This is a genomic window from Micrococcus luteus, from assembly GCF_014138885.1.
Lineage (GTDB): Bacteria > Actinomycetota > Actinomycetes > Actinomycetales > Micrococcaceae > Micrococcus > Micrococcus luteus.
On the sequence record NZ_JACJIK010000001.1, the window covers coordinates 494,920 to 517,197 of the forward strand.

Below are 22,278 nucleotides of genomic sequence, written 5' to 3' on the forward strand. Positions count from 1 at the left end.
TAGACTGACACGGCCCAGCCCCAGTAGCTCAGCTGGACAGAGCAGCGGCCTTCTAATCCGCCGGTCGGGGGTTCGAATCCCTCCTGGGGCACCCAGACCAGGGGCGGAGCCGTCCGAGCACGCCCGACGACCGCCCGAAGGAGACCGTCCTGGACCGTCTGCGCTCCTGGCTCCGCGCCCCGCGACCCGCCGTCCCCGAGGTCCGTGTGACCCGTCGCGAGGGCGTCCAGCTGGCCGCCCTGCTCGTCGCGGCCGCGGCCCTGTACGTGACGCACTCCTTCCTGCGGTACGCCACCTACGAGGCCAAGGGCTACGACCTGGGCATCTTCGACCAGGTGGTGCGGCAGTACGCGCTGTTCAACGCCCCCCTCAGCTCCGTCAAGGGCGTGGACTTCCACATCCTCGGCGATCACTTCCACCCGATCCTCGCGCTGCTGGCCCCCTTCTACTGGGTGTGGCCGGACCCCCGCATGCTCGGCGTGGTCATGGCGCTGGCCCTCGCCGCGTCCGCCGTGCCGGTGTACCTGTTCGCCCGTCGTCGCACGGGACACGGGGTGGCCCTGGCCGCCGTCGCCGCCCTGCTGCTCTCCTGGCCCTTCCAGGCGATGGTGAACTGGGACTTCCACGAGGTCACCCTCGGCGTGCCGATCCTCGCCTGGCTCGTGTGGGCCCTGGACGGGCAGCGGGCGTGGCTCGCCACCGGCCTGGCGGCGCTGCTGCTCACGGTCCGAGAGGACATGGGCGTGACCCTGCTGGCCGTGGCCCTGGTGATGGCGATCCGGCGCTTCTGGCCGCAGGCCGCGGTCACCGCCGTGCTGGGTGTGCTCGGCTACTGGTTCGCCACGTCCGTGGTGATCCCCCACTACTCCCCCACCGGGGCGTTCGGCTACTGGCAGTTCACCGCCCTGGGCCCGGACATGCGCAGTTCGGTCCTGTTCCTGCTGACCCAACCGTGGAACGCCGTCGCGGTGCTGTTCGACCACCCGCTGAAGGTGGCCCTCTGGCTCCTGCACTTCGTCCCGCTGCTGTTCCTGCCGGTCCTGAGCCCGCTCACGCTGATGGCCCTGCCGATCCTGCTCTCGCGGCTGTTCAACGACCGCCTCAACGTGTGGGCCCCCGTGTACCAGTACGACGCGATCCTCGCCCCGCTGCTGCTCATGGCCGCGCTCGAGGCGGCCCACCGGCTGGCCGGACGCCGGGACACGCTGCGCCGGCTGCCCGCCGTCCTCGTCTCCACGGCGCTGGCCGCCGGTCTGATCGGCACCGCGTTCTTCCCGCAGGTGTACCCGCTGCACCGCACGATCGTCGGCGACATGACGATGACGCAGCACGCCCGCGACCTCGACCACGCGGTCGCGCTGATCCCGGACGGGGTGTGCGTCGAGGCCGCCGACAACGCCGTGCCGCACCTGACGGCCCGCACCCACGTCGGGCTGCACGGGGACATCGGAGACGAACTGGCCACGTGGATGATCGTGGACACCTCGGTGCCCGAGCTCGGCGGCTGGGACCCCCTCACCCCGGAGCAGGCACTGGCCCGCGCCGAGCGGCTCGGCTTCGAGCGGGTCTGGTCCGCGGGCGACGTCGTCGTCCTGCACCACCCGGACCGCGCGGTCTCGCCCACCTGCACGACGTACCTCGAACACCGCTGAGCCGCGCCCCACGGCGTCGGCGGACCCGCCCCGCCGTCAGCGGTCCGCGGACCCGCCGAGCGGCTGCAGGCCGCGTCCGGCCGGGGGCAGGAGCAGTCGGTCAGGTGCACCGGTGAAGACGCCGGCGTGTGGGTCCTCCGCCACCCCCGGGGCGATCTCGGGGGCGCCCTGGTCGAGGGCGGTGCGGCGCACCGGGTCACGGGCGGGGTCCAGGACGTCCTTGACCACCGTGGTCATGAGCCACACGAGGGCGACGATGTGCGCCACGATCCCCGAGGCGTACCAGGCGGTGATCCACCAGGCGCCGCCGGCGAACGCCCCGTCCGAGGTGATGCGGGCCGACTCCATCCACACCCCGCCCCAGTGGTAGACCTCCACGGCCTGCCAGATCCAGAACGCGCGCCACCGCGGCGTCGCGAGGACCACGAGCGGGATCAGCCACATCACGAACTGCGGCGAGTACACCTTCCCCCACAGGATGAAGGACGCCACGATCAGGAAGCACAGCTGGGCCATGCGCGGACGGTGCCGCGCCGCGAGGGCGAGGTAGGCGATCCCCGCGCAGCACACCAGGAACAGGCCGTTCTGGAGCGTCGTGAACGTCTCCCCGGACCATCCTGTCCAGGCCAGCGCCAGCCAGGTCGAGGAGAAGGAGACCGCGCGGTCCCCCGAGAACGTGTAGAAGCGGGACCACTGGTCGAACGCCGTCAGCATGAACGGGAGGTTCACGGCGAGCCAGGCCGCCGCCCCGGCCACGGCCGCCTTCACGAACCCGGCCCAGCGGCCCGTGCGCAGCGCCAGCACGAAGATCGCGCCGAAGAAGAACAGTGGGTACAGCTTCGTGGCGGTGCCGAGTCCGATGAGCATGCCGGCGAGGGTCGGACGGCCCGCCGTCCACGCCCACAGGGCCAGGGCGGCCAGCATCACGGCCCACAGGTCCCAGTTGAGCATCGAGGTGAGGATGATCCCCGGGGCCAGGGCCACGAGGAGGGCGTCCCGGGAGCGACCGCGGGCGGTGTACGCGGTCGCGACGACCAGCACGATCCAGCACAGCACCACGCCGATCGCGTTCACGTCGAAGTAGGTCACGGTGCGCTCGTGCAGGTCGCCGGAGACGGGCACGAACCACATGGTCACACCCGCGACCACGGCCAGCAACGCCGGGTACTCCATCCACTGCTCGGGCGGCAGCGGCGTGTAGAAGGGGAAGTGGCCGTCGGAGAGGCCACGCGTGGGGAACAGCTGGGCGAAGTCCGAATAGCACATGTGCGCGTGCACGCCGGGGGCCGCCCAGCCGTTCACGCGGCACCACTGCTTGGTCAGCACGCCGACGGCGGCAGCCACCACGGTCAGGCCGACGAGCAGGCCGACCCAGCGGGCGCTCGGGCGGGTCGGGGCGGGACTGCGGGGGTGGGAGGTCACGGTCTCTCCTGGGGGATGCGGGTGGACGAGGAGGCGGAGTGCGAGGCGGTCGACGGCGGCCCGTCGGGCGGTGCGTCCGGCGGCACGCCCGCCTCCGGAGGCGTCGACGACGCCGCCTCGGCCCGCGGCTCGACCACCTCCAGGGGAGGACGCCGCCGCCCGGGGAACAGGGGCGCGGTGACGGGATCGCGGTGGATGATCCATCCGATCCCCGCGAGCATCAGGACGAGGGTGAACACGCGGACGGCCAGGACCGGCAGCCACTGTGCCACCGAGAGCTGGTCCACCACGCCGACGCCGGTGAGCAGCAGCACCGCGAGCGCGGTGACCCACCCGAGCCAGCGGGGATGGTCGGCGCCCCACGGCAGCGGGCGGAGGGCGCACGCCAGCAGCGGCAGGACCCAGAGCAGGTACCACGGCTGGATGATCGGGGCGGTGGCGACGGCCACCACGAGCACGGCCGCCGCGCTGAACACCGGGTCCAGGGGGCGGCGGCGCAGGGCCAGCCACGCCGTGAAGCCGAGGGCCGCCACCGTCATCACGGTGTAGAAGGCCGCGGCCACGTCGCGCGCCCCCAGGGGCGTCACGGCTTCGACGACCGCGCCGAGCAGCAGGCCGAGCAGGCCCACGGGAGCGTACGGGAACGCCGCGTCCCCGCTCGTGAGCATGGCCGGCACCCAGCCGAACCAGAGGCCGGAGCCGGCGCCGAGGATCGTGAGGACGGCCAGGGAGATCACCGCCGTCGTGAACCACGGGCCGAGCCGGTCCCGCCGGCGCAGGCGCGGATCGGCCGCGCGGAACCGGGCCCAGCCGGTGGGCAGGAGCAGGGCCACGAAGGGCAGCACCAAAGCTGTCAGGGGCTTGATCGCGACGGACAGGGCGATCAGCACGATCCCCCACAGCGCATGCACGCGGCGGCGGGGCGGGCGGACCATGAGCAGGATGCCCGCGAGCATCAGCCCCGACATCAGCGCGTCATTGTGCGCGCCGGCGATCATGTAGAGCAGGAACAACGGGTTCGCCACGGCCACCCACGTGGCCCACGGCCCGCACCGGCCCGCGACGGCGGCCAGCCGCGGCACCGCCCACAGGCACAGTGCCAGGCCCGCCAGGGCGAGGAGGCGGAACGCCGTGACGGACAGTTCGATGCTGCCGCCCGTGGCCCGCCACGTCGTCTCGGCGAACAGCAGGAACAGCGGCCCGTAGGGGGACGGGGACTCGGCCCAGATGGAGTCCGCCCCCTGCATGAACCAGCCGGGCAGGGCGGACACGCCCTGGGAGTACGGGTCGAGACCCGACGCGAGGAGCCGGCCCTGCTGGAGGTAGGAGAACACATCGCGGGAGAAGATCGGCAGCGCGAGCATCAGCGGGGCGGACCACCACCAGGCGGCGTGGGCCACCAGCCGGCCGTGCTCCTCCCAGCGGCCCCGCAGCGCGCGGCCCAGCTCGAGCCAGGATCGGACGAGGAGCAGCGAGCCGGCGGCCAGCAGCACGGTGCTGAGCAGCACGCCGGGAAGGTAGACCCGCAGCGGGTTGAGCAGGGTGGTGCCGGAGAACACCGAGTCGGGCGTCATCGGCAGCCACCCCACGCCCCAGGAGCCCACCGTGATGAGCACGGACGCCCACGTGCCCCGGCGGACGGCCGCCTCCGGCTCGGGCTGCGCCGCCACGCGGCTCGGACGGGGCCCTCGGGCGCCGGTCGTCGCGGGGGCGGCGGGCCTCACTCCCCCGGCTCCACGGGTCGAGGGGCGCCACGGAGCCGGGCCAGGCCGGCGCGCACGGCGGGGCGCACGTGCCAGTGGTCCTTCACGAACCGGCTGGTGCGGCGGTCCACGACGAGGATCCACAGCAGACACACGGCGGAGACGATCAGGGACACGGCCTTGACCTGGTCCGCGATGTCCAGGAACTGCCAGGTGAAGAGCTGGTCCGACGCGCCGAACGCCAGGAAGTAGCCGACCGTGAACACGACCCACTTGATCTGCCAGTTGTCCCGGATGCCGATCACGGCGAAGAACGGGAGCAGCCACAACAGGTACCAGGGCTGGATGATGGGCGAGAGGATCACCAGCGCGGTGAACGCCCAGGTCATGCGCGTCATCACGCGGTCCTGGCGGCCGAGGAACATCAGGGCCAGCACGATGAGCACCGAGAGCGCGCGTCCGGCGGTCTTGTACACGCCTTCGACGGCCTGCACGTCCGCCCCCTGTCCGAGGAGTTCGCTCGCCCCCACCGTGATGAGGGACAGCATGCCGATCGGCCCCCACGGCACGGTGCCCGTGCCCGTGCCGACCATGACGGCCACCCAGCCGAAGCCGAAGCCGTTGAGCACCCCCACCAGGGCCATGAGGCCGAAGGAGATCCCGGCGGTGAGGGCCCAGAAGGCGAACCGGCGCGGCCATCGGGCCGTCGGGCCGGCCCACAGCAGGCCGATGAACGGGAGCAGCACGAGGGTGATGGGCTTGATGCCCAGGGACAGGGTGACCAGCACGACGCCGGCCACCCCCCACGCGACGGACTGCCCGGGTCGCTGGGGGCGGAGCGGATGCCCGGCGCGCAGCGCGCACCACGTGCCGGCCAGGGCGAGGCCGACCATGAGGGCGTCGTTGTGCCCGGACGCGACGAAGCTGATGGTGAAGAGCGGGTTGGCGGCGCTGATCCACTGCGCCCACGCATCGTTGACGCCCAGCCGGCGGGCGAGCAGCGGCACGAAGACCATGATCAGCGCGACGCCGGCCACCGCCACCAGGCGGAACAGGAAGATCGCCAGGTCCGGGTTCATGTCCCCCGAGATCGCGACGACGGCCTGCTCGATCCAGAGGAAGATCGGACCGTACGGGGTCTCGGAGTCCGCCCAGGTGGCGTCCGCTCCGAGCTGGAACCAGTTGGACAGCGAGGAGATCGTGTCCACGTAGGGGTCCTGCCCCGCCTCCATGAGACGGCCCTGTCCCACGTAGGCGAAGATGTCCCGGCTGAAGATCGGCAGGGCCACGACCTGGGGCAGGCACCACAGGACGGTGGCGAGGTTGACCGTGCGCAGGGCGCCGCGGCCGAAGGGGCGGATCGTCTGGCCCAGGCGCAGCCAGGCCCAGAACATCACCCAGCAGCCGAGGGTGAGGAGCACCGTGCCGGCGAGCACGCCGGTCTCCTGGGTGCGCCACGGGATCAGCCACTGCCAGCGGTTGATCGGGGAGGCCGAGGCCAGCCAGCCGACGGAGTACGAGCCCGCCACCAGGAGGAGGGAGCCGAGGGTGCCCACCAGGATGGGCCACCAGTCCGCGCCGGCGACCTGGGGGTCCGCGCGGAGGCCGCCGACGCCGACGTACTCCGGCCGGTGGGCCGTGGACCCGGACGGACGCGGGGTCGACACGCTCATGCGACGGGTCCTTCCGTGCGGTCCTGCGAGGGCGCGCGAGGGCGCGGCTCGCTCGAATCTACCATCGTGACACGCGAGTAGCCTGGGGGCATGAGCGAGACGAGCACCCCCACGCCGGAGAGCGCCCCCCTGGTCTGGATCGACTGCGAGATGACCGGCCTGCACCCCCAGGTCGACGAGCTCGTCGAGGTGGCGGTGCTCATCACGGACGCCGAGCTGAACATCCTGGACGAGGGCATCGACCTGGTGATCCGTCCCTCCGCGGCGGCCCTCGAGCAGATGGACCCGTTCGTCCGGGACATGCACACCACCTCCGGCCTGCTGCCGGAGCTGGCGGAGGGCCTCGAGCTCGACGACGCCGCCGCGCGCGTGCTCGAGTACATCGCCGCCCGCGTGCCTGCCGGCAAGGGCCTGCTGGCCGGCAACACGGTGGGGCAGGACAAGCTGTTCCTCGCCCGCTACATGCCCGCCGTCGTCGACCACCTGCACTACCGGATCGTGGACGTGTCCACCGTGAAGGAGCTGGCCCGGCGCTGGTACCCGCGCGCCTACTACCAGGCCCCCGCCAAGACCGGGGGCCACCGCGCTCTCGGGGACATCAAGGACTCCATCACCGAGCTGCGTTACTACCGGGCCGCCGTCATGGCCCCCGCCCCCGGCCCCACCACGGAGGAGGCCCGCGCCATCGCGGAGGTGGTGTCCGGGGCGCAGGCCTGAGCCGTCACCCCCGGCCTCGCCGCCCCGATTCGGCGCTGCGCGGGATCTCGTGTACTGTGGACCCCGCTGCGCCGCGCGGATCCGTCCGTGTGAGGCAGGCATGGTGGGCGTAGCTCAGTCGGCAGAGCGTCTGGTTGTGGTCCAGAAGGTCGCGGGTTCAATCCCCGTCGCTCACCCCACCGTAAGGCCCGGAATCATGCGGATGATTCCGGGCCTTATCTCGTCTTGGTAGTGCTGTTGGGTAGTGCTCGGTCCCCACGGGGTACGCACATCATCGGAGAGCACCAGGAGAGATGCGTTGGCTACCATCCAGACGCGCACGAACAAGGCCGGCCGGACCACGTACCGGGTCGGCTTCTACGAGGACGGCCGGTTCCAGTGGCTGCCGGCCCTCGCCCACGAGGCCGGCGCCCAGCGCATCAAGGCGATCGTGGAGGACCCACGGCAGGGGCCCACGGTGGCCCGCCGGATCCTCGAGGCCCAGGTGGACAGCGCCCCGGGCATGCCCACGCTCGCCGAGTTCTTCCCGCGGTACATCGAGCACCGCGGGCTCCGCTGCACCCCGGGCACCCTGGCCGGGTACGAGGCAGAGGCCGCGCGCACGTTCCTGCCCCGCCTCGGCGAGCTGCCCGTGGACATGATCGACCGCCGCACGGTGGCCGAGTGGATCCGGTGGCAGCTGCAGCAGCCCACGGCCCGCTGGCGCGCGGCCGCCGCCCGCGCCGCGGCCGCCACTCCCCCGCGGCCCGAGCCGCCGCTGGCCACGGTGTCTCCGAAGACGGTCCGCAACGCGCACGCCCTGCTCTCCGCGGTCCTCGGCCTCGCCGTCCAGGAGGGCATCCTGCCAGCCAACCCCGCGCGCGGCGCCGACCTGCCCGACGACGACGTCGAGGAGGAGCGCGGCATCTTCAGCCGAGCCGAGTGGGCGCGCTTCTACGCAGCCATGTCTGAGTCGTATCAGCCGCTGTTGATCGTCCTGCTCGTCACCGGTGCCCGCTGGGGCGAGGCCACCGCCCTGCAGGTCCGCGACCTCGACGTCGCCGCCCGCGTCATCCACGTGCGCCGGGCCTGGAAGAAGGGCAAGGAGGGCGCCGTCCTCGGCGTCCCCAAGACCGCCCGCGGCCGCCGCACGATCATGCTCCCCGACTGGGCCGTCGAAACGCTCGAGCCCTTGGCCACCGGCCGTGCCGCCGACGAGTTCCTCCTGACCGCTCCCGGCGGTGGCGTCATCCACCGCACGAACTTCGTCGAGCGCCACTGGAAGCCGGCGCTCGCGGCCGCCGGGATCGCCAAGCACCTGACCCCGCACAGCCTGCGGCACACGTTCGCCTCGTGGGCCCTCATGGACGGGGTCCCCGCGCAGGTCGTCCAGCACCGCCTCGGCCACGAGTCACTGCAGACCACCTCCCGCGTGTACGCGCACCTGCTCCTGGACGCCCAGCGCGCCGCGGTCGACGCGATCGGCTGGGAGCCCTCCCCCGGCACCTGACCCCCGGGCGCAGCGAGAGGCCCCGTCCAGCTGGCTGCTGGACGGGGCCTCTCTTGCGCTTCCCTTCGCGACGTCCACGCTCCCCGAGGGGGCGGACGCGTTAAGCGGCGGTCAAGTCCCTGGAAGTGGATGCTCCTATTGCTGTCAAGCGGCCAGTGGCGGGCTGATCTGCTCCAGGATGGCGGTCGCTCGGGCCTCGAGTTCAGGGTCGGCGCGAGTGCCGATCTCGAGTCGTCGGAGCCGCTGGTAGGGGACGCCGAGAGTGGCGGCGAGAACGCTGATCGGGATGCCTTTCGCTTGTCGGCGTGCTCGGAGTTCGCGCCCGACGGGATTGTCGGTGGCGGGATTGAGCAGAGCGGCATAGATCTCGTTCGCGACGTGTCGTTTGAGGCAGCGCATGATGTCACGGTCGGTGAGTTGCTCCGAACGACGCCTCTCGAAGTAGGCCATCGTCCGAGGCTCGCGATGCCGCATGCGCAACAGCACAATCCGGTGCAGCGCGGCGTTCGCGTGCCGGTTCCCGCCGCGAGAGAGTCGATGCCGTGTGCGTTGTCCGGAGGAGGCGGGGATCGGGGCGACACCGGCGAGAGCGGCGAAGCTGGCGCGGGTTCCGAGCCGCTCGGGGTTGTCGCCGGCGGCGACCAGGAGCGTCGCTGCAGTGACAGGACCGACTCCGCTCAGGGACAGCAGCGTGGGGTTGACCTGCCGGACGAGCATCTCCAACTGTTGTTCTATCAGGTCGATCTCGGCTTGCATCGTGAGGTGTCGGACCGCGAACCGTCGCAGTGTCTGCCGGGCGACGACCGCGGGATCGGGGGACGTGATTGTTCCGGGCCGAGTCTTGGCGAGCGTGTTCACCAGACGCTGCCCGCTGAGAGCGCGGAACGCCTGTCGCACGAGCTCGGGTGCGGTGATCAGCAGCGCGTGGATCTGGTTCATCACTTGCGCTCTGGCCTTGGCCGCCGAGCGCCGCTCTGCGAGGAGGATCCGCATCGACTCGACCGCGCCATCACCAGACTTTGGGATCGCGGTGTCCGTTCCTGCGAGGACAGCGACCGCTGCCTGGTGGGCGTCGAGGGGGTCGGACTTGCCGCGACGACGGCGGGCTTGCCGGTCCTGTCGCGCGACTTCGATGACGGTCAGCCCCGCCGTGGTCAGCGCGCGTGCGAGGCCAGCCCCGTACGACCCCGTTCCCTCCACCCCGATACGGACGACATCACCGTGCGCGTGGAGGAACGCGACGATCTGCGCGTAACCGCGACCGTCGGCACGGAACTCTCGGTCCGCGACAGGTCGGCCCACGAGATCGAGGATCGCGACGTGATGCGTTTTCTTGTGCGTGTCGACCCCGGCGACCAACTCGGAGCCTGGTGGCAACGGGTTGGTCAGCGGCGGGTCGAGTGTCATGCTCGTCATTGACGGGATTCCCTTCCAATGGTGATGAACGTCACCGCGGGTCGGGTGAGTGCAGACAGCACAAAGGTGAGACGACTTTCCGGTCAGGCTCCTATCAAGTCATGTGCCCGCCCGGCCCGCAGCGACCCCGGCGTCGACGGACAGATCCACAAAAAGACAGCCGCGAACGGCGTCCGTGTAATTTCGGGTCACGCCGGCGCCGGAGCCGAATCCATCATCTCTGTGTAACCGTCTTCGAGGTTGTAGGGGGCTTGTACCTGTCAGGTCTGCAGGGTCGGCATCACCTCCGTGCTCATCACGGTCTCTTGCTCCGTGGTCAGGGGCTCACGGCACCGGGCGAGCAGTTCCAGGCCGAGATACCGGCGGCCTTCGGCCCATTCATCTGTCTGCTCGGCCAGCACGGCCCCGACCAGGCGCACCACGGCATCCCGGTTCGGGAAGATCCCCACCGAGTCCGTGCGGCGCCGGATCTCCCGGTTCAGCCGCTCGGCGGGGTTGTTCGACCAGATCTGGCACCACACGTCCCTCGGGAACGAGGTGAACGCGAGGATGTCCTGTCGAGCGGCGTCTAAGTGGGCGGCCACCGCGGGCAACCTGTCCTGCACGTAGTCCAACAGGCGCTCGAACTGGGCGTGCACGGCCGGCCCGTCGGGCTGGTCATACACGCTGTGCAGCATGGCCTTCACCGCCGGCCACATGCTCTTCGGGGTCACGGCCATCAGATTCGCCGCGTAATGGGTGCGGCAGCGTTGCCACACGGCCCCGGGCAGGTTCGCCGCCACTGCTTCCACGAGGCCGCGATGGGAGTCCGAGGTCACCAGTGCCACCCCGGCCAGCCCCCGGGCCACCAGATCCGCGAAGAACTCGTTCCACCCCGCCCCGGACTCCGTGGTGGCCACCCTCAGCCCGAGGACCTCGCGGCGCCCGTCCGCGTTGACCCCGGTGGCGACCATGGCCACCGCGTTGACCACACGCCCGCCCTCACGCACCTTCATGGTCAGGGCGTCGGCGGCGAGGAACACGAACGGGCCGGCCTCGCCCAGAGGCCGGTGGCGGAAAGCCTCGATGTGCTCGTCCAACTCCTGTGCCATCCGGCTGACCTGGGACTTCGAGAGCGAGTCGATGCCCAGCTGCCGTACGAGCTTGTCCATGCGCCGGGTCGAGACCCCGGCCAGGTAGCAGTCCGCGACCACGGTGATCAGTGCGGACTCGGCCCGTTTGCGGCGCTCGAGCAGCCATTCGGGGAAGTACGTGCCGGCCCGGAGTTTGGGGATGGCCACATCGATCGTGCCGGCGCGGGTGTCCAGGGGTCGGTGGCGGTAGCCGTTGCGCTGCGCTGTCCGATGTTCGGAGGGCTTGCCGTACTCGGCCCCGCAGACCGCGTCAGCGTCGGCGGAGAGCAGTGCGTTGATCACGGTCTGCAGCAGGTGGCGCAACAGATCGGGAGAGGCCTCCCCGAGAGCTTCGCGCAGCAGCCGTTCAGGGTCGACAATATGAGGAGCGGTCATCGTGGTGATGTCCTTTCGAGAGTGCTGTGGAAGGTTCGCTCGAAGGCTCCCACGGTGACCGCGTCCGTCTCGAAGATGGTCGTGGCCACCGGGGAGGGTTACACAGAGATGATGGATTCGGCTCCGGCGCCGGCGTGACCCGAAATTACACGGACGCCGTTCGCGGCTGTCTTTTTGTGGATCTGTCCGTCGACGCCGGGGTCGCTGCGGGCCGGGCGGGCACATGACTTGATAGGAGCCTGACCGGAAAGTCGTCTCACCTTTGTGCTGTCTGCACTCACCCGACCCGCGGTGACGTTCATCACCATTGGAAGGGAATCCCGTCAATGACGAGCATGACACTCGACCCGCCGCTGACCAACCCGTTGCCACCAGGCTCCGAGTTGGTCGCCGGGGTCGACACGCACAAGAAAACGCATCACGTCGCGATCCTCGATCTCGTGGGCCGACCTGTCGCGGACCGAGAGTTCCGTGCCGACGGTCGCGGTTACGCGCAGATCGTCGCGTTCCTCCACGCGCACGGTGATGTCGTCCGTATCGGGGTGGAGGGAACGGGGTCGTACGGGGCTGGCCTCGCACGCGCGCTGACCACGGCGGGGCTGACCGTCATCGAAGTCGCGCGACAGGACCGGCAAGCCCGCCGTCGTCGCGGCAAGTCCGACCCCCTCGACGCCCACCAGGCAGCGGTCGCTGTCCTCGCAGGAACGGACACCGCGATCCCAAAGTCTGGTGATGGCGCGGTCGAGTCGATGCGGATCCTCCTCGCAGAGCGGCGCTCGGCGGCCAAGGCCAGAGCGCAAGTGATGAACCAGATCCACGCGCTGCTGATCACCGCACCCGAGCTCGTGCGACAGGCGTTCCGCGCTCTCAGCGGGCAGCGTCTGGTGAACACGCTCGCCAAGACTCGGCCCGGAACAATCACGTCCCCCGATCCCGCGGTCGTCGCCCGGCAGACACTGCGACGGTTCGCGGTCCGACACCTCACGATGCAAGCCGAGATCGACCTGATAGAACAACAGTTGGAGATGCTCGTCCGGCAGGTCAACCCCACGCTGCTGTCCCTGAGCGGAGTCGGTCCTGTCACTGCAGCGACGCTCCTGGTCGCCGCCGGCGACAACCCCGAGCGGCTCGGAACCCGCGCCAGCTTCGCCGCTCTCGCCGGTGTCGCCCCGATCCCCGCCTCCTCCGGACAACGCACACGGCATCGACTCTCTCGCGGCGGGAACCGGCACGCGAACGCCGCGCTGCACCGGATTGTGCTGTTGCGCATGCGGCATCGCGAGCCTCGGACGATGGCCTACTTCGAGAGGCGTCGTTCGGAGCAACTCACCGACCGTGACATCATGCGCTGCCTCAAACGACACGTCGCGAACGAGATCTATGCCGCTCTGCTCAATCCCGCCACCGACAATCCCGTCGGGCGCGAACTCCGAGCACGCCGACAAGCGAAAGGCATCCCGATCAGCGTTCTCGCCGCCACTCTCGGCGTCCCCTACCAGCGGCTCCGACGACTCGAGATCGGCACTCGCGCCGACCCTGAACTCGAGGCCCGAGCGACCGCCATCCTGGAGCAGATCAGCCCGCCACTGGCCGCTTGACAGCAATAGGAGCATCCACTATCCGGGACTCAACTTAAGCGGCCGGCGTGGTCACGGGCCCGTCACGATGGCGTCGCACTCCACCGAGGGCAGGTCACCGGTCTCGCTTGTCTCGCGGTCCAGGGGTGTGCGCGCGTTCAGCACGGTCAGGCTGCAGGCCACCCGGCCCTCGCCTAGAGCATCGTCGGCATACGCCGCCACCTGCACCCGGTCGCCCAACTTCGCCTGCGGCACGTCCAGGATCAGCCACTGACCAGGCCCGGCGTGCTTGGACGGGATCCGATCATTCGGCGGCATGGTCATGGTGGCGAGTTCGCCGTTGACTGCGACGCTCGCGCGGACCCTGATCGACCGCGTCACGCTTGGGTCGTCGGGTACCCACTGCAGGAGTGCAGAGACCGACACGGGGCCCTGCGAACGCGCGGGCTGGGCAGCTGCCGCAGCGCGCGAGGTGGATGGGGCAGGGCTGGCCGAGGTGGCCGCTGCACTGGTCGTGGGGCCGGGGGTGGCGGGAACATCAGCTCCGCATCCCGTGAGCGCGAGGCCGAGTGCGGCGCACAGGGCGGCTGCGCGGCAGCGGATGGAGGACATGGACGGCCCCTTCGTTAGGTGAGAGTGCTCACAGCGTAGATCAACCTTCAGAGGCCACCGCCGCCCGCACCGCGCGCTCGCGGGTCAGCCGAGCCTCCCTGGCCCGCCGCGTGATCACCGGGTAGGCGGCGATCGCCACCGGGTCCTCGGACAGCACCGCCACGCGCATCGTCAGCGCCGTCCCCCGCAAGCCGACCAGATGCTCAGCAGCCCGGTCACGCGCGGCCCCGTGCCGCCACCGCCGCCCCCATAGCTGCAGCACCATGTGGTCACGCACGGACAGGCAGCCGGCGCTCGCGGGCGCCTGGGTGGTGGTCATGTCGAGAAGGTACGTCCGGGGTCGGACAGGCTAGACGGTCTCGCGGTGCTCGGGGATCCGGGCGGCGAGGTGCTCCCGCTCGGCCCGGGTCAGCCCGGCGAGCCGGTCGGTGAGCACGAGCGGGGTCACCCACAGCTCGTCGGCGAGCTCGTCCAGGCTCATGGCCCAGGGCAGGGCGTCGGCGAGCTGTTCGAGTGTGATGAGCTGCCGGGCCGCGGCCGCGCGCATGGCGTGCTCGGCGGCTGGCAGCCGCGGTGGCCGTGCTCGAGGTGCACGAGCTCGTGGGTGAGCGCGCACCGCCGCTCGGCCTGTGTCATGCGGGGGTCGAGCCAGACCAGGTCCGCGCCATTCGTGGCGGCCGGGGCGGCCGCATGCGGGCGGAACCACACGACGACGACGTGGCTCAGCGCGCGCAGCGCCCTCCAGGGGTGGAACATGCTGGCATCCTGGCCGTGACGGCGGACACGTTAGATCAAGCGGCCTTCTTGACCAGCCGGTCACGGAACGAGATCAGCGGGCTGCTCTTCACGCGGGGACCGATGCCGATCTGCACGTTCGAAAGCCGCACCTGGAGCGGACTCTCGGTCGATTGGACTAGCTCCAGGACATCGGGCATGGCTGACACGTAGGTGGACGTGGCGATAGCGAGGCTGCGGATGCCGGGCTGATGCGACTGCTTCCGCCCAATCCAGTGGATCCCGTGCTCAAGCAGTGCGTCGAGTTCCTCGAGGTTGTCCATGATCTGTGCCCGGTCCTGGGTCAGGAGCGCGTTGTATCCGCGAGCATGCATGGCGGCAAAGAGCTCGACGTCGAGCAGGCCAGCCAAGCCAACCGCCGAGACGTGCTCGAAGGTGTGAGCTGGGTGGAGCATAGTGAGCGGGGCGCAGATGCCAGCGTGCTCATTCTCGTCGACGAGGAACTTCATGCGGCCTGCCCCCCGCTCTGCCGCACCTGGAGGTCGAACGACAGGGCGTCAGCAGCGGCCTCCGCGGATACCGTCGGGTAGAAGGCGGGCAGGAGATCAGTGGTGAGGTCCCCATCGCGGACGAGGTCGGCCACGACATCGTAGGGGACGCGCGTGTCTTCGATCGTCGGCCAGCCGCCCATGCGGCCGGGAACGACTGCAAGGTGAGGACGCGGGTGCTCGAAGTCGATAACCTCCTTGCCCTGGAGGTTCGTGAAGGGGCGGAAGACCTGGGTCAGGGGGATGAGGGCCCGCTGGCCCTTGCCCTCGACGAGTTCGAGGGCTTCGTCGCCGATGAGCACTTCAACGCTCCGCCCGTCGGTGGCGAAGGTGTACTGCGAGGGATGATCGGTCAGGTCGTACTCGTGACGAAGGGTGTGCATGGCCCGCACGATCCGCTGGTTGGACGTCTGGGCGCGCAGGTAGACAATCGCGCGAAGGGCCACGAGGTCCCGGAACGAGTAGAGCAGCGGCCGGTCGGCATTGCCTTCCGGGACGAGGACGCCGCTTCGTTTCCAGCCATGAAGCTGGGCAGGGCTGGCGCCCGTCAGCGCGGACGTGAGGGCGAGTGGAAAGCTCACGTGAGTTCACCTCCTTCCCGTGAGACACGTTGAGTGTCCCACGTGATCCTGACCCTGTAGCCGCGGCGCGCGGTCCCGGCCCTCACATCTCCTCCCCATCGCCGGGGTCCTGGTTCTCCTCGCCGACGTCGCCCCACTCCCGATCCTGCCAGTCGCGGGAGGGGTGGCCCGTGCCGTGGGGGTCGATGTCGAGCACCTTGGCCTTGCGTAGCTGGTCGGGGCCAGAGATGAGCACCAGGAGGAGCGTGAAGAGTGTCAGGAAGGGGCCGATGCCTGGGACGCCAGACAGGATGAGTCCGAGGACAGTGAGGCCAGCGATCAAGAGCCACGCGGTTCGTCGGGGTTGCTTGCCGGCGCTGGAGCGGTCGCGGTCGTCGACGAAGACCTCCTTGCCCTTGACGGTGTAGTAGATCGGGGTGCGTGGCCCCGTCCCGATGCCGAGCCGGGTGACCTCGTCGCTGAGACGGACGGGAGTCGGGTTGGCAGGGGGCTGGGGCTTGCCCGGCTTCTTCTCCGCGCTTGGGGTGGAGGGGCTCGGCGTCGTGTCTAGCTCGGCTGGAGACGTGGAAGCGAACCGCTGGTCGAGTTGGTCGCGCAGCCGGGCGACGGAGTGACTGCCCATGGCCCGGGATCGGCCCTTCGTCTTGGGCTCGCCCTGGTAGGCGTCAGGCACCTCGTAGGAGTGAGCCTCGGGCACCAGATGAGGGAACAGGGGCATCTCACGCAGCCACTCGTCCGACAGCTCCGTGGACTTCGCGCCCTTGATGGTGAGCTCGGCTGCGAGCCCGGAACCGGTGATGGTCCCCCAGACGCCCACGACTCGCCCCATACCCTCGGCGTGCTCGATCACGGGGAGGTAGTGAGCCGACGTCGCCGCGGTGAGCTCGCCGCCCTTCTCCCCGTCGAGGCGGACCTCCACGGTGCGCCGCACATTCCCGTTGCGCAGCATCGACTCGGCCTTGTGGAGTGTGAGCATCACCGGCCCCTTGCCGGACTTCGGCACGTACTCGAAGAGATGGTCGAAGTACTGGTCTTCCTTCACGACCTGGTACGTCTGCCGCCCATAGGGCAGCGCAGACGTCGTGGCCGGGTATCCCGAATTCAGCGGAGTGAGCCACTCCGGTTCGGGGAGACCCACACGTACGTTGAGCTCCGCCTCTCCGTTGAACCCGACGTAGGCGTAGATCCGCGCGTTCGTGCGCAGAACAGCACCGGAAGCCACCACACGCTTGACCGGCAGGTGGTAGTCGGCAGCAAGTTCCCGTGAGAGATAGCCGATCACACGCCCCTTGGCGCGCACAGACACCGCCCGCCGGTCGTACGGGTTATCCGGCTCGGGCACGACCTCCACAGGCACGGTAGCTTCCACAGGAGCTCCGTCCGCGGGGAGCCGCGGCAACACTCGAAGTATCGCCTCCCGGTATGCGAACTCACCTACGAGCTCCACTCCGTTGTACCCGCCATGCGGCAGTTCGTAGTGTGCCTTCTCAGCCATCATGGCCCCCCTCTACGTCTTGGCTCTCTAAACCGACGTCGCCCCATTCCCGGGCCTGCCGGTCGCGGGTCAGCTCGAAGTCGGGGTGTGCTGCCAGATCGAAGTCGGCCAGCGCGCCGGCCACCGCGGTCTTGTGTTCAACGCCAGGGTCACCGCCGAGCGCTCCCCCACGCTCGGCCGTGCCGCGCTCGCGGTCCTGGTGCTGGTCTGAGTGGTCGTGCTCGTCATATTGGTCCGTCCTACGACGATCGAGCATGACCCGGAGGACTGCGGTGAGCAGCTCCTGGTCATACATCGAGAGGTCAGGGGATTCCTGAACGACGTCGAGGATTGACGGGTGAAGAGCCGAGTCGAGCTCCACTCCCATGGACTCCAGCGCTGCGGTGGCCACGTGGGCCACGGGAACCTTCAGCACGAGCGCGAGCATCGTGATGTTCTCGCCCTTGATCGAGGTGACCGGGGTGGACTTGAGCCGCGCGAAGCTGGTGTGGCTCATGTCGTACCCCGCGTGCTCGGCGCGGGCGGCGAGGTCACGGAGGGACCAGCCGTTCCGCTCCTGGGCTGAGGCGATCAGCCGGCCCAGCGAGTGCACGTCGTTCATGGCGACCAATCTGCGGGGCGACGCCAAGGGGAGCAACCGGCCTCGGACACCCGCTGTTGCGTGGGAGTGGACACCGAAACGGTAGCAACAAAGGGGGTGTTGTGCCGCATGGCAGCGCGGATACGGGGCGATCAGCACGGACCCGGCGAAAGTAGGTGGGCACCTGGGCCGACTCGCTGTGCCGTTTTGCTGGACACCACGTCACGCGAAAGGCGACAGACTTGGCGCAAGTCATTCACCTGCCACCCGGTGAGCTCTACATGAAGTTGCGGGATCGCAAGCGACTCCAGCGCCTGATGACCGTCCAGGACGTCTCGGCGCGGCAGCTGGCACGCGCCGCCGGCTGGAAGTCACACTCGTATATGAACCGCCTGCTCAACGGGCAGGCCGAGACGCTCGCGCCCGAGATCACGGGACCCCACACGCCGAACGCCACCGCCCGGTGCCGGCCGCGGAACACGGCGTTCACGGTGGAGAGCGTGGAGGGCATGATGAACGCCGCGCCCACGGCCTGGACGGCCCGTGCCCCGATCAGCGCGTCCCCGCTGGAGGCGGCCGCCGCGAGCAGGCTGCCGCCGACGAACACCACGAGCCCGGTGAGGAAGAGCCGCTTGCGACCCCATCGGTCCGCGAGATCGCCGGTGGAGAGCAGCAGCGCGGCCAGCAGCACGGCGTAGAGGCTGTTCACCCACTGCGCGTCGGTGAGGTCCAGGTGCAGGTCGGCGATGATGGCGGGCAGGGCGACGCCCACGATCGTGCCGTCGAGCACGATGAGGCCCAGGCCGATCGAGAGGACAGCGAGGCCGATCCAGTCGCGTCTGCTCGGCGCGGGGGCGGAGGTCTCCGTCGATGTCATCGACGACCCTTTCGGCGAGAGGGGGCTGGTCGGGGCCCCCGGCAACCGGTTCCACGACTCAGCGTCGCAGGGGCGACGCCGCCGGACATCAACCGCTCGACGGATCCCCGGTCCACTGCCGGGCGTAGAGTCGGCCGGTGAGGGCGTCGACCCGACGCCGCACCCCCGCCGACGAGGAGGTCTGCCCATGTCCGTCGTGAAGATCAACGCCATCAGCGTCCCCGAGGGCGCCGGCCCGGAACTCGAGAAGCGGTTCGCCGCCCGCAAGCACGCGGTGGACCAGGAGCCGGGCTTCGAGGGCTTCCAGCTGCTCCGGCCCACCGCGGGCGAGGACCGCTACTTCGTGGTCACGACGTGGGCGTCGGAGGAGGACTTCCAGCGCTGGCGGGACGGGCGCATGCCCGCCGCTCACGCCGCCGAGCAGGGCGGCCGCCCGGCGCCGGTCGCCACGGGCGCCGACCTGCTCGAGTTCGAGGTCGTGGACCTGGGCTGAGCGCCGTCGTCGTGGTGTCCCCGGCGGTAGGCTGGGGACTCCCCCGTCCCCCCACCCACGCAGGCCCGCAGCCCGGGCCGGGAAGCGCAGTGCCATGGCCTCCATCCGTCCCATCACCGTCTACGGCGAGCCCGTGCTGCACCGGCGCGCGGCCGAGGTGGAGGTGATCGACGACGAGATCCGCGAGCTGATCGAGGACATGTACGTCACGCAGGACGCCGCGCACGGCGTGGGCCTGGCCGCCCCGCAGGTCGGGGTCGGGCTGCGGATCTTCACGTGGACGTTCCCGGACTCCGGCGACGCGCCGAACGTGGGCCACGTGATCAACCCGGTGCTGACGCACCTGGACAAGGCGCCGCGGGAGGAGCCTCACCCGCACGAGCACACCGAGGGCTGCCTCTCGGTGCCCGGGCTCGGCTTCCCCCTGCAGCGCCCGACCCGCGTGCGCCTGTCCGGCCAGCGCGTGGACGGCGAGATGTTCGAGTTCGAGGCCGAGGGCTGGTTCGCGCGCATCATGCAGCACGAGTACGACCACCTCAACGGCACCCTCTACGTGAACCGGCTCGAGGGCAAATGGCAGCGGCGCTGGAAGCGCGCGCAGCGGGCCGAGCGTCTGAACGTGCCCGGTGTGACGTGGCTGCCCGGCACGGACGAGGACCCCTTCGGCCACGACGCCGACGACCACGAAGACCACGAGCACGGCCCCGACGGCGACCACGGGGACGACGAGGCCTGAGCCTCGGCTCCACGTCCGACCCGGTCGGCACACGACGACGGCCCGTCCCCTCTGCGGGGACGGGCCGTCGGTCATCGGCGGGTCAGGCCTGCGGGAAGGCGGGGACCTGCTGGCCCGCCATCTTCTCCACCACGCGGATCACCTGGTGCGAGTAGCCGTACTCGTTGTCGTACCAGACGTAGAGGATCGCGTTCTTGCCGTCGTTGTTCACGAGGGTCGCCAGGCCGTCCACGACGCCGGCGCGGTCCGAGCCGACGAAGTCGGTGGACACGACCTCCGGGGAGTCCACGTAGCCGACCTGGCCGCGCAGGGGGCCGGTGAGGGACTCCTGCTTCAGGCGGGCGTTGAGCTCCTCCACCGAGGTGGGCGTGGTCAGCTCCAGGTTCAGGATGGCCATGGACACGTCCGGGGTGGGGACGCGGATGGCGTTGCCGGAGAGCTTGCCCTTGAGCTCGGGCAGGGCCTTGGCCACGGCCTTGGCGGCGCCGGTCTCGGTGAGCACCATGTTCATGCCGGCGGCACGGCCACGACGGGCGCCCTTGTGGAAGTTGTCCACGAGGTTCTGGTCATTGGTGTAGGCGTGCACGGTCTCCACGTGGCCGTGGTCGATGCCGTAGTCGTCCTGGATGACCTTGAGCACCGGGGTGATGCCGTTGGTGGTGCAGGAGGCCGCCGAGACGATCGTGTCCTGGGGCGTGATGTCGTCCGAGTTCACGCCGAACACGATGTTCTTCATCTCGCCCTTGCCCGGGGCGGTCAGCAGGACCTTCGCGGCGCCCTTGGCCTGCAGGTGCTGGGACAGGCCCTCGTCGTCGCGCCAGCGTCCGGTGTTGTCGACGACCAGCGCGTCCTTGATGCCGTAGGAGGTGTAGTCCACCGTGGTCGGGTCGTTCGAGTAGATGACCTGGATCTCGGTGCCGTTGGCGGTGATCACGTCGCGGTCCTCGTCCACCACGATCGTCCCGTCGAACGGGCCGTGGATCGAGTCGCGGCGCAGCAGGGAGGCGCGCTTGATCAGGTCGTCCTCCGAGTTCTTGCGCACGACGACGGCACGCAGGCGCAGCTTGGAGCCACCGCCGGCGTGGTCGAGGAGGATGCGGGCCAGCAGGCGGCCGATGCGACCGAAGCCGTAGAGCACGACGTCCTGGGTCTCGCCCAGGCCCTCACCGGCCTTGCCCTTGACCTCGGCGAGCTCGGCGTCCAGGAAGGCCTGGACGTCCTGGCCCGAGGCCTTGTGCTTGGCGGCCAGCTCGGCCAGGTCGATGGTGGCGGCGCCCAGGTCCATCGCAGCCATGGCCTCGACCAGGGGGTAGGTGGACTCGACGCTCAGCGGGGCCTCCTGCACGCGGCGGGCGTAACGGTGGGCCTTGATGATGTCGATCACGCCGCGGTTCACGAGGGAGCGCCCGTAGATCGAGGTGACCACGTTGTGCTCGCGGTACAGGGTGCCCAGCAGGGGGACCATCTTCTCCGCGAGCTTCTGCTGCGTGTTCCACTCGGGGGTCTGGGTCGAGGCGGTGTCTGCCACGGGAGTCCTTCCTTGAAACCTGGCGGGGCCGTCCTGGGCAGGCCCCATCCCCCGACCTCGTTGTCGGCGGACTCCGCCATTCTAGGCGAGGACACGTCCGGAGCGGCCCTGCGGTCGCGACGGGGCGTACACTGGTCGGTCGGGACGGATCGGCGGACGGCCGCGTGCCCCTGCGGGGGTGCGAGGAAAGTCCGGGCACCGCAGAGCAGGATGGTGGACAACATCCACCCGGGGCGACCCGCGGGCCAGTGCCACAGAGAGAAGACCGCCTCCGCGCCGTGTGCGCGGCGGTAAGGGTGAAAGGGTGGTGTAAGAGACCACCAGCGGCCCCGGTGACGGGGCCGGCTCGGTAAACCCCATCCGGTGCAAGGCCGAACAGGACGCGTCACGAGGGCTGCTCGCCCCAGCGTCCGGGTTGGCCGCTCGAGCCCGTCAGCGATGGCGGGCCCAGATGGATGGCCGTCACCTCGCGCGGGGCAACGCGCGCGAGGCACAGAACCCGGCTTACAGCCGGTCCGTCCCACCTCACGGCCCCCGGCTGGGGTCAGAACCCCTCGTCGTCGAGGATCCGTTCGAACTCGAGCTCCACCACGTGCTCGCGCTCCCGCTTGTCCAGCAGGCGGTACCCGTACGACTCGCCGATCGAGACGACCTTCGCCAGGCTCGGGCGTCGCCGGTCCCGCGGCCATTCCAGCGTCACGCGGTCCTGCCCCGTGAAGGTGTGCTCCCGCAGGCGCTGCTCCAGAGCGGAGGCGTGCGTGCGCTCCCGCCCGCTGGAGCGGATCCCGAGCCACACGGCGGCCGCGATCACGAGCAGGACGAACGGGTACACCACGCCGAACACGTTCATGGCGGTCATCGGGCGACTCCTGGGATGCGGGGCGGCTGTGCGGACCCCACCACTGTGCCAGGTCCGGACGACGACGTCGGCCCGGC

The 22,278-nt window shown here is 70.2% G+C and carries 21 protein-coding genes, 2 tRNA genes and 1 other RNA gene; 9 read left to right on the forward strand and 15 right to left on the reverse strand.

The window, feature by feature from the left end; genetic code table 11:
• Positions 1-17 precede the first annotated feature (17 nt).
• Together HDA34_RS02165 and HDA34_RS02170 are read left to right on the forward strand one after the other, a co-directional pair.
• A tRNA-Arg gene (locus tag HDA34_RS02165) sits at positions 18-91 on the forward strand.
• Between the two features lie 115 nt (positions 92-206).
• Complete coding sequence (locus HDA34_RS02170) at positions 207-1,652, forward strand: DUF2079 domain-containing protein (protein ID WP_060974243.1); 1,446 nt, start codon at positions 207-209, stop codon at positions 1,650-1,652.
• 36 nt (positions 1,653-1,688) lie between these two features.
• On the opposite strand, the gene HDA34_RS02175 is transcribed toward HDA34_RS02170, so the two are convergent.
• Genes HDA34_RS02175 through mptB (HDA34_RS02185) form a run of 3 tightly spaced genes read right to left on the reverse strand, consistent with a single transcriptional unit; the run spans position 1,689 to position 6,450 of the window.
• Complete coding sequence (locus tag HDA34_RS02175) at positions 1,689-3,074, reverse strand: glycosyltransferase family 87 protein (protein ID WP_095353774.1); 1,386 nt, start codon at positions 3,072-3,074, stop codon at positions 1,689-1,691.
• Positions 3,071-4,744: a polyprenol phosphomannose-dependent alpha 1,6 mannosyltransferase MptB gene (gene mptB / locus HDA34_RS02180; protein WP_083325332.1), complete on the reverse strand. Its 1,674-nt coding sequence runs from the start codon at positions 4,742-4,744 to the stop codon at positions 3,071-3,073. Before mptB (HDA34_RS02180) ends, HDA34_RS02175 begins: the two co-directional genes overlap by 4 nt.
• Before the next feature lie 50 nt (positions 4,745-4,794).
• On the reverse strand, positions 4,795-6,450 hold the full coding sequence (gene mptB / locus HDA34_RS02185; protein WP_134377137.1) for a polyprenol phosphomannose-dependent alpha 1,6 mannosyltransferase MptB: 1,656 nt from the start codon (positions 6,448-6,450) through the stop codon (positions 4,795-4,797).
• A 90-nt stretch (positions 6,451-6,540) separates the two neighbouring features.
• On the opposite strand from mptB (HDA34_RS02185), the gene orn reads away from it, so the two are divergent.
• From orn to HDA34_RS02200, 3 genes are all read left to right on the forward strand, one after another.
• Entirely contained in the window at positions 6,541-7,167 is a 627-nt protein-coding gene (gene orn / locus HDA34_RS02190) for an oligoribonuclease (protein WP_036340216.1), read from the forward strand.
• Positions 7,168-7,270: 103 nt separating this feature from the next.
• A tRNA-His gene (locus HDA34_RS02195) sits at positions 7,271-7,346 on the forward strand.
• Positions 7,347-7,465: 119 nt separating this feature from the next.
• Complete coding sequence (locus HDA34_RS02200) at positions 7,466-8,656, forward strand: tyrosine-type recombinase/integrase (protein ID WP_134377136.1); 1,191 nt, start codon at positions 7,466-7,468, stop codon at positions 8,654-8,656.
• Positions 8,657-8,800: 144 nt separating this feature from the next.
• Here HDA34_RS02200 and HDA34_RS02205 read toward each other — a convergent pair whose 3' ends face one another.
• Entirely contained in the window at positions 8,801-10,063 is a 1,263-nt protein-coding gene (locus HDA34_RS02205; RefSeq protein ID WP_220482113.1) for an IS110 family RNA-guided transposase, read from the reverse strand.
• Positions 10,064-10,332: 269 nt separating this feature from the next.
• Positions 10,333-11,580 (reverse strand): IS256 family transposase, encoded by a 1,248-nt coding sequence (locus HDA34_RS02210; RefSeq protein WP_036337348.1) that lies wholly within the window; start codon positions 11,578-11,580, stop codon positions 10,333-10,335.
• 335 nt (positions 11,581-11,915) lie between these two features.
• Here HDA34_RS02210 and HDA34_RS02215 point away from each other — a divergent pair, with 335 nt between their 5' ends.
• Positions 11,916-13,178: an IS110 family RNA-guided transposase gene (locus tag HDA34_RS02215; RefSeq protein ID WP_220482113.1), complete on the forward strand. Its 1,263-nt coding sequence runs from the start codon at positions 11,916-11,918 to the stop codon at positions 13,176-13,178.
• A 51-nt stretch (positions 13,179-13,229) separates the two neighbouring features.
• Here HDA34_RS02215 and HDA34_RS02220 read toward each other — a convergent pair whose 3' ends face one another.
• The 8 genes from HDA34_RS02220 to HDA34_RS02255 form a co-directional block, all read right to left on the reverse strand.
• On the reverse strand, positions 13,230-13,538 hold the full coding sequence (locus HDA34_RS02220; RefSeq protein WP_119217353.1) for a hypothetical protein: 309 nt from the start codon (positions 13,536-13,538) through the stop codon (positions 13,230-13,232).
• A gap of 271 nt (positions 13,539-13,809) precedes the next feature.
• Complete coding sequence (locus HDA34_RS02225; protein WP_134376843.1) at positions 13,810-14,088, reverse strand: DUF3263 domain-containing protein; 279 nt, start codon at positions 14,086-14,088, stop codon at positions 13,810-13,812.
• Positions 14,089-14,118: 30 nt separating this feature from the next.
• Positions 14,119-14,316, reverse strand: coding sequence for a hypothetical protein (locus HDA34_RS11910; protein WP_134376847.1), 198 nt, complete (start codon positions 14,314-14,316; stop codon positions 14,119-14,121).
• A 244-nt stretch (positions 14,317-14,560) separates the two neighbouring features.
• On the reverse strand, positions 14,561-15,013 hold the full coding sequence (locus HDA34_RS02235) for a PIN-like domain-containing protein (RefSeq protein ID WP_134376849.1): 453 nt from the start codon (positions 15,011-15,013) through the stop codon (positions 14,561-14,563).
• Entirely contained in the window at positions 15,010-15,633 is a 624-nt protein-coding gene (locus HDA34_RS02240; RefSeq protein ID WP_134376851.1) for a DUF433 domain-containing protein, read from the reverse strand. Before HDA34_RS02240 ends, HDA34_RS02235 begins: the two co-directional genes overlap by 4 nt.
• Before the next feature lie 82 nt (positions 15,634-15,715).
• Positions 15,716-17,131: an HIRAN domain-containing protein gene (locus tag HDA34_RS02245; protein WP_134376853.1), complete on the reverse strand. Its 1,416-nt coding sequence runs from the start codon at positions 17,129-17,131 to the stop codon at positions 15,716-15,718.
• Positions 17,121-17,729: a hypothetical protein gene (locus tag HDA34_RS02250; RefSeq protein WP_119217360.1), complete on the reverse strand. Its 609-nt coding sequence runs from the start codon at positions 17,727-17,729 to the stop codon at positions 17,121-17,123. Before HDA34_RS02250 ends, HDA34_RS02245 begins: the two co-directional genes overlap by 11 nt.
• A 256-nt stretch (positions 17,730-17,985) precedes the next feature.
• The gene (locus HDA34_RS02255; protein WP_259392672.1) at positions 17,986-18,585 is read right to left on the reverse strand and encodes an MFS transporter; all 600 of its coding nucleotides are present in this window, start codon (positions 18,583-18,585) and stop codon (positions 17,986-17,988) included.
• 187 nt (positions 18,586-18,772) lie between these two features.
• Here HDA34_RS02255 and HDA34_RS02260 point away from each other — a divergent pair, with 187 nt between their 5' ends.
• Both HDA34_RS02260 and def read left to right on the forward strand, forming a co-directional pair.
• Positions 18,773-19,078, forward strand: coding sequence for an antibiotic biosynthesis monooxygenase family protein (locus tag HDA34_RS02260; RefSeq protein WP_010078879.1), 306 nt, complete (start codon positions 18,773-18,775; stop codon positions 19,076-19,078).
• Between the two features lie 94 nt (positions 19,079-19,172).
• Positions 19,173-19,814: a peptide deformylase gene (gene def / locus HDA34_RS02265; protein ID WP_049147971.1), complete on the forward strand. Its 642-nt coding sequence runs from the start codon at positions 19,173-19,175 to the stop codon at positions 19,812-19,814.
• Positions 19,815-19,896: 82 nt separating this feature from the next.
• Here the strand turns inward: def and HDA34_RS02270 are convergent, their stop codons facing one another.
• Positions 19,897-21,342: a glyceraldehyde-3-phosphate dehydrogenase gene (locus HDA34_RS02270; RefSeq protein WP_010078885.1), complete on the reverse strand. Its 1,446-nt coding sequence runs from the start codon at positions 21,340-21,342 to the stop codon at positions 19,897-19,899.
• Between the two features lie 144 nt (positions 21,343-21,486).
• Here HDA34_RS02270 and rnpB point away from each other — a divergent pair.
• Positions 21,487-21,865: RNase P RNA component class A (rnpB, locus tag HDA34_RS02275), an RNA gene on the forward strand.
• Positions 21,866-21,886: 21 nt separating this feature from the next.
• Here rnpB and HDA34_RS02280 read toward each other — a convergent pair.
• Positions 21,887-22,201, reverse strand: a complete 315-nt coding sequence (locus HDA34_RS02280; RefSeq protein WP_012750836.1) for a hypothetical protein — start codon at positions 22,199-22,201, stop codon at positions 21,887-21,889.
• Positions 22,202-22,278: the final 77 nt, after the last annotated feature.